The organism is Pseudoclavibacter sp. AY1F1, from assembly GCF_002931075.1.
In the GTDB taxonomy this organism is placed as follows: domain Bacteria; phylum Actinomycetota; class Actinomycetes; order Actinomycetales; family Microbacteriaceae; genus Pseudoclavibacter.
In genome coordinates this window covers 109,017-115,016 of the sequence record NZ_PSTQ01000013.1, presented here as the reverse complement: position 1 = coordinate 115,016, position 6,000 = coordinate 109,017, and the positions used below count along the sequence as shown (strand labels likewise).

At 68.5% G+C, this 6,000-nt stretch carries 7 protein-coding genes; 3 read left to right on the top strand and 4 right to left on the bottom strand.

The features are described 5' to 3' along the window. Positions 1-219 (top strand): hypothetical protein (locus tag C5B85_RS19435; protein WP_219819430.1); only part of this gene is annotated, 219 nt, incomplete at its 5' end. A 592-nt stretch (positions 220-811) separates the two neighbouring features. On the opposite strand, the gene C5B85_RS16350 is transcribed toward C5B85_RS19435, so the two are convergent. Beyond that, complete coding sequence (locus C5B85_RS16350; RefSeq protein ID WP_104287070.1) at positions 812-1,621, bottom strand: LysR substrate-binding domain-containing protein; 810 nt, start codon at positions 1,619-1,621, stop codon at positions 812-814. Between the two features lie 30 nt (positions 1,622-1,651). Here C5B85_RS16350 and C5B85_RS16345 point away from each other — a divergent pair, with 30 nt between their 5' ends. Together C5B85_RS16345 and C5B85_RS16340 are read left to right on the top strand one after the other, a co-directional pair. Continuing rightward, the gene (locus tag C5B85_RS16345; RefSeq protein ID WP_104287069.1) at positions 1,652-2,068 is read left to right on the top strand and encodes a DUF5997 family protein; all 417 of its coding nucleotides are present in this window, start codon (positions 1,652-1,654) and stop codon (positions 2,066-2,068) included. Between the two features lie 7 nt (positions 2,069-2,075). Beyond that, complete coding sequence (locus tag C5B85_RS16340; protein WP_104287068.1) at positions 2,076-2,654, top strand: MOSC domain-containing protein; 579 nt, start codon at positions 2,076-2,078, stop codon at positions 2,652-2,654. A gap of 196 nt (positions 2,655-2,850) precedes the next feature. On the opposite strand, the gene C5B85_RS16335 is transcribed toward C5B85_RS16340, so the two are convergent. The 3 genes from C5B85_RS16335 to C5B85_RS16325 are packed head-to-tail and all read right to left on the bottom strand — an operon-like array spanning position 2,851 to position 6,000. Further along, positions 2,851-4,287 (bottom strand): NAD(P)/FAD-dependent oxidoreductase, encoded by a 1,437-nt coding sequence (locus tag C5B85_RS16335; protein ID WP_104287067.1) that lies wholly within the window; start codon positions 4,285-4,287, stop codon positions 2,851-2,853. Beyond that, complete coding sequence (locus C5B85_RS16330) at positions 4,277-4,918, bottom strand: MBL fold metallo-hydrolase (protein ID WP_258070857.1); 642 nt, start codon at positions 4,916-4,918, stop codon at positions 4,277-4,279. The genes C5B85_RS16335 and C5B85_RS16330 overlap by 11 nt, the downstream gene beginning before the upstream one ends. Next, positions 4,915-6,000 (bottom strand): S-(hydroxymethyl)mycothiol dehydrogenase, encoded by a 1,086-nt coding sequence (locus C5B85_RS16325; RefSeq protein WP_104287066.1) that lies wholly within the window; start codon positions 5,998-6,000, stop codon positions 4,915-4,917. The genes C5B85_RS16330 and C5B85_RS16325 overlap by 4 nt, the downstream gene beginning before the upstream one ends.

Sequence of the window (6,000 nt, the reverse complement as noted above, 5' to 3'; positions counted from 1 at the left end):
CAACTCCGCACCCCCAGCGGCAAAACCCTCACCGACCAACCCGAACACCACGACGTCTACTCCACACCCAACAACGTCTCTTCCACACCCAACAACGTCCACTTCACACCCAGCGACGACCGCATCAGGCCGGGGGAGACGTCGTCCTTGAGCGGTGGGACGACTCCGCCCGCTGCCGGGACTCCGAGGACGTCAGCAGCAGATGAACCACCGTTCTGACCGAAGCCACAAAGGCGCGGAACGCCGGCGGCGCCGCTTGGCGAGGCCTCACGACAGAGGTGGACAGCTCAGTCCCCGCCGGGGAGGAGTTCGGCGACGCAGCACGGAAAGGCGGCGCGTCGCGCGGGATCTCATCGCACGAAGTCTCATCGAACGAGATCTCGACGTACGGGACCTCATCGAACCGGACCAATTTTCGGAGACCGAATTGCAGCAGGCCGAGTCGAAGCAGTCGGAGTCGAAGTACACAGGGTTGACGTAGGCAGAGTCGACCTAGGCCGAGTCGAAGTACACAGGGTTGACGTAGGCAGAGTCGACCTAGGCCGAGTCGAAGTACACAGGGTTGACGTAGGCAGAGTCGACATAGACACGGTTGACGTAGACAGGGTTGTAGACAGGGTTGACGTAGACAGGGTTGACGTAGGCAGAGTCGAAGTAGACAGGGTTGACGTAGACCGAGCGACGCAGACCGAGTCGACGTAGGCCGAGTTCAAGTAGACAGAGTCAAACGGGGATCTTGTCGGACGGGGACCCAGCGCCCCGATGCGGCGGGAGAGCGGCGGGAGAGCGGCGTCCATCGAGGCGTGTGGGCCTAGCGGCGCTTGCGCTTCCCGCCCGAACCGCCCGCCTTCGCGCGCTTCGCGGCGAGCTGGGCGCCGCGGCTCGTGCCGGACGACGTGCCGATCCGTTTCGCGGTTGCCTTCTTCTTCTGCTGTTCCTTCACACGGCGCTCCGCCTCGGCCAGCGCCTGCTGCTCCTCGCGCTGCAGCGCCGCCGACTTCGCGCCCGTGCGGCCTCGCGAGCTCCCAGCCGTGCGCCCACGCACGATGCCGACGAACTCCTCGGTGTCGAGGCGATCATCCTCGGCAGCCCAGACAATGGAGACGGGCACGCGGGGGAGATCGCTGATAACCCGGTACGTGACGTCCTTGCGCGCATGCTGCCTCGCCACCGACTGCGGCACGATCGCAACCCCCGCGCCTCCCGCGACGAGCTCCATCGCATCCGCCGGATCAGTTGTCATAGCCGACGCACCGGAGTCGAGCCCCAGCCGTTCGGCGGCTTCCGCCCAGTCCGGAGTCCAAGGCGCGAGGACCAGCTGCCAGTCGTCAAGCTCTTCGAGCCGCAACGGCTCGTCGATGTCGAGATCCGACTCGACCGCGACCACCGCGACAACGTCCTCAGCAAACAGGTCGATGGCGTTCAGCCCTTCACGCTCGAAGGGATGCCGCACGAACGCGACCTGCGCGCCGTCGCCAAGCACAAGCTGCCGGGCCTCAGCCGCATGCAAGGTCATGAACTCAAGCGGCGTCTCTGCTCGTCGCTCCTCCCACACTCGAGACCACTTTCGCGGGTTGATGCCGGGGGCGAGAGCGACCGTGAGGTGCGTCGGAGTCTCCATGCCCGCAAGGCTACTGGGTACGATGCTCAAATGAGTGAATCAGAGGGCCAGACCGCCGCGGACCGCGGGTCGGAACAGACGATGAAGCCGGCAACCGCCGCAAAGAAGCTCGGCATCTACCTGCCGGCCACCCCCGAAGCGTTCCAGGAGACCCCGCTGAGTCGCAGCGCCTTCCTCGAACTGCAGGAGACCCCACCAGAATGGCTGCAGGAACTGCGCCGCACCGGCCCCCACCCGCGCGACGTCGTCGCCCGCAAGCTCGGCATCACCAATTCCGGCCTTGCGAGGGGCGGCGTCACCGAAGCGCTCACGACCGCCGAGATTCAGGCCCTCCTCGAGGGAGCTCCCTCGTGGCTCTCCCACGAACGCGGGGTCCAGGCCAAGGTCCGCGCCGAGAACGCCCGCGTCGCCGAACTTCACGCCAAAAACGCCAAGCGCTCCGACTGAGCCAGCCTTGGCCCAACTGCTCGCCATCTGCGCAGTCGCGCAGCTCCGCCATGACCCCGGCAGCGTCGGCGTCACCGCCATCGACAAGCGCCCCATCGAGGGCGCCATCAAAGTGGGGCGCTACGGGGTCTACGGCGATGTGCAAGCCGACCGGAAGCATCACGGCGGCCTCGACCAAGCCGTCTACGCCTACTCACAGTCCGACGCCGAGTATTGGGCCGGCGAACTCGGGCGACCACTCCAGCTCGGATTCTTCGGTGAGAACCTCCGCATCGACGGCCTCGACGTCAACGAGCTCCACATCGGCGACACCCTCCGCATAGGCGACCCGAACGCCGCGGGTTCTTCCCGTGTCGTGGAACTCGTCGTGACCGCCCCGCGCGTCCCCTGCCAGACCTTCGCCAGATGGGTCGGGGGACCGGACGAGCGCGGCTGGGTCAAGCGTTTCAGCACGGCAGGTCGCGTCGGCGCCTACCTGCGCGTCACGAAGACCGGCAAGATCGCGGCCGGCGACCTCGTCGAGGTCCTCACGCAGGATCCGAACAGCCCCACCGTGCGCGACATGTTCACCGGCGCCGACGCCTGATGTTCACCGGCGCCCACGCCTGACGTTCACCGGCGCCGACGCCTGACGTTCACCGGCGCCCACGCCTCAGCCCGACCGTCGAGCGCGACGTGTTCGCCGACGCGTGAGCGCCGGCACTTGGGCGCGGGCGCCAGCAGGCCATCATGCGTAAGGGGCCGGCGATCGCTTCTCGCGCGCCGGCCCCGAAACTTCACTGCTACTCGGGCCGCCCGTAGCCCTCGAGCAGACGCAACCACAACTCGCTCATGGTCGGGAACGACGGCACCGCGTGCCAGAGCCTGGACACCTGGACTTCGCCGACCACCGCGATCGTCGCCGCGTGCAGCAGCTCGCCCACATCGGGGCCGACCATCGTGAACCCGACCACGACACCGCGGTCCTCGTCCACGAGCATCCTCGCGGTGCCCTCGTAGCCTTCCGCGTGCAAGGAAGCGCCGGACACATTGCCGATCGGCACATCGACCGAACGCACCCGCACCCCCTGCTTCTCCGCCGCAGTGCTCGTCAGCCCGACCGCCGCCACCTCGGGGTCCGAGTAGACAAGCTGCGGCACCGCCGCATGGTCGGCCGTCGCCACGTGCGTGCCCCACGGCGCGTCGTCGAGCTGGCGCCCCGCGGCCCGAGCCGCGATCGCGTCGCCTGCCGCCCGAGCCTGGTACTTGCCCTGGTGGGTCAGCAACGCGCGGTGGTTGACGTCGCCTGCCGCGTAAAGCCAGTCACTGCCGCGCACGAGCATCGTGTCGTCCACGTCGATCCAGCCGCCTGGCTCCAGCCCGGCAACCTCGAGCCCGAGATCCTCCGTGCGCGGGACGCGCCCCGTCGCGACGAGCAGCTCCTCGCTCTCCAGCGTCCGCCCGTCCTCGAGCGTCACCGTGACCCGTCCCGCCTCGTCCCTGGCGACGCCAGAAGGGGAGGCACCCGTGATGATCGTCGCCCCGCGCGAACGCAGCGCTTCGGCGACCGCCTCCCCGGCGAACTCCTCGAAACCGCCGAGCACACGGCTCCGGACAACAAGCGTCACCTGGGCACCGAGGTCCGTGTACGCGGTCGCGATCTCGACCGCGACGACCCCGCCCCCGATGATCGTGATCGACTCAGGGATGCTCGCGACCGCGGTCGCCTCCCGGCTCGTCCACGGCGAGGCCCCGGCGAGCCCGGGGATGTCCGGGAGCAGCGCCGCGGACCCCGTCGCCACGACGACCGCAACCCGCGCCGAATACCGGGTGCCGTTCACCGTCACCTCACGTTCGCCGGTGATGCGCGCGTGCCCACGAACCAGGTCGATGCCCGCCCCCGAGAGCCACTTCACCTGTCCCTCGTCGCTCCAGTTGGACACGTACGAGTCGCGCCGAGCGAGCACCGCCCCCACGTCGAGGTCGCCGACGGCGGCCTCACGAGCGCCGGGCACCGCACGAGCCGCCCGGAGTGCCGCGCCGCTCCGGAGGAGCGCCTTCGACGGGATGCACGCCCAGTACGAGCACTCGCCGCCCACCAGCTCCTTCTCGACGATCAGCGTGCTCAGACCGCCCTGCACCGTCCGGTCGGCGACGTTCTCCCCGACGGGGCCCGCGCCGATCACGATCACATCGAACGTTGTCGCCGCCCCGGAGCCGTTCTGGTCGTCAGTGGCCACGCGTGATCCACTCCTCGAGGTGGGGCGCTTCCGCGCCGATCGTCGTCGCGTCGCCGTGACCCGTGAGCACCGCCGTCTCGGCGGGGAGGGTCAGCAACCGCCCCGAGATCGACTCGATGATCGTCCCGAAGTCGCTGTAGCTGCGCCCGGTGGCACCGGGGCCTCCGCTGAACAGCGTGTCGCCACTGAAGAGCGTTCCGAGAGCCGGCGCGTAGAAGCAGACCGAGCCGGGGGAGTGCCCAGGCGTGTGAAGCACCTGAAGGTCGACCTCGTCGATCAGGATGCGGTCGTCGTCCGCGAGCTCGACATCGGGCGCCGAGTCCGGATAGACCGCGTCCCACAGCATCCGGTCTCCGCCGTGCAGCGCGATGGGCGCGTCCACGAGCGTCGCGAACTCCTGCGCCGCCGCGATGTGGTCGTCGTGCCCGTGCGTCAGCAGGACTCGCCGCACCCGGCGAGTGCCCACGGCGTCCCTGACAGCCTGCGCGTCGTGCGCCGGGTCGATGACCACGACGTCGGCATCGTCACCCACGAGGTACACGTTGTTGTCGACGTCCCACGTTCCACCGTCTAGGGAGAACGTGCCGCTCGTCACGATGCGATCAATTCGCACCTTGCCGTGGTCGCTCACAGCTCCACCACCGACCGGAGAACCGTGCCGTCCTTCATGCGCGCGAACGAGGCCTCGATGTCCTCGATGCCGATGCGCTCCGAGACGAAAGCATCGAGGTCCAGCCGACCGAGCCGATACTGCTCGACGAGCATCGGGAAGTCGCGGCTCGGCAGGCAGTCGCCGTACCAGGAGGACTTGAGGGATCCGCCTCGGCCGAAGACGTCGAGCAGCGGCAGCTCGAGCGTCATCTCGGGCGTCGGCACCCCGACGAGCACGACGCGACCCGCGAGGTCCCGAGCGTAGAACGCCTGCTTGTAGGTCTCCGGGCGCCCGACCGCCTCGATGACGACGTCAGCCCCGAAGCCGCCCGTCAAGGCGCGAACACCCTCGACGACGTCCTCTTCGCGGGAGTTGATGGTGTGCGTCGCGCCGAAATGCGCCGCCCGCTCGAGCTTCGCAGCATCGATGTCGACGGCGATGATCGTGGTGGCTCCCGCGAGGGCGGCACCGGCGATGGCCGCCATCCCGACCCCACCGCAGCCGATGACCGCAACCGACTCGCCGCGCTTCACCTCACCGGTGTTGATGGCTGCCCCGATACCGGCCATGACCCCGCAGCCGAGGAGGCCGACCGCAGCCGCATCCGACTCCTCGTCGACCTTCGTGCACTGACCAGCCGCGACCAGCGTCTTCTCGATGAACGCGCCGATACCAAGAGCGGGGGAGAGCTCCGTGCCGTCCTCCAGCGTCATCTTCTGCGTCGCATTGTGCGTGTTGAAGCAGTACTGCGGCTGCCCCTTCGCGCAGGCGCGGCACTCGCCGCACACCGCGCGCCAGTTGAGGATGACCCGGTCGCGGACCTCGATCTCGGTCACGCCCTCGCCGATCGCCGACACCCGGCCCGTGGCCTCATGCCCGAGCAGGAACGGGAAGTCGTCGCTGATCCCACCCTGCTGATAGTGGAGATCGGTGTGACAGACACCGCTCGTTATGATGTCGACCACGGCTTCGCCTGGCCCCGGATCGGGGACCAGCACCGTCTCAATCGACACCGGTTCGTTCTTGCCACGGACAACTGCACCTTTGACACGGGAGACCAT

What these genes read in the sequence shown, in the direction of transcription:
- C5B85_RS16325 (WP_104287066.1), bottom strand. Translation starts at nt 6,000, where the DNA reads ATGGTCTCCCGTGTCAAAGGTGCAGTTGTCCGTGGCAAGAACGAACCG.
- C5B85_RS16345 (WP_104287069.1), top strand. Translation starts at nt 1,652, where the DNA reads ATGAGTGAATCAGAGGGCCAGACCGCCGCGGACCGCGGGTCGGAACAG.
- C5B85_RS16350 (WP_104287070.1), bottom strand. Translation starts at nt 1,621, where the DNA reads ATGGAGACTCCGACGCACCTCACGGTCGCTCTCGCCCCCGGCATCAAC.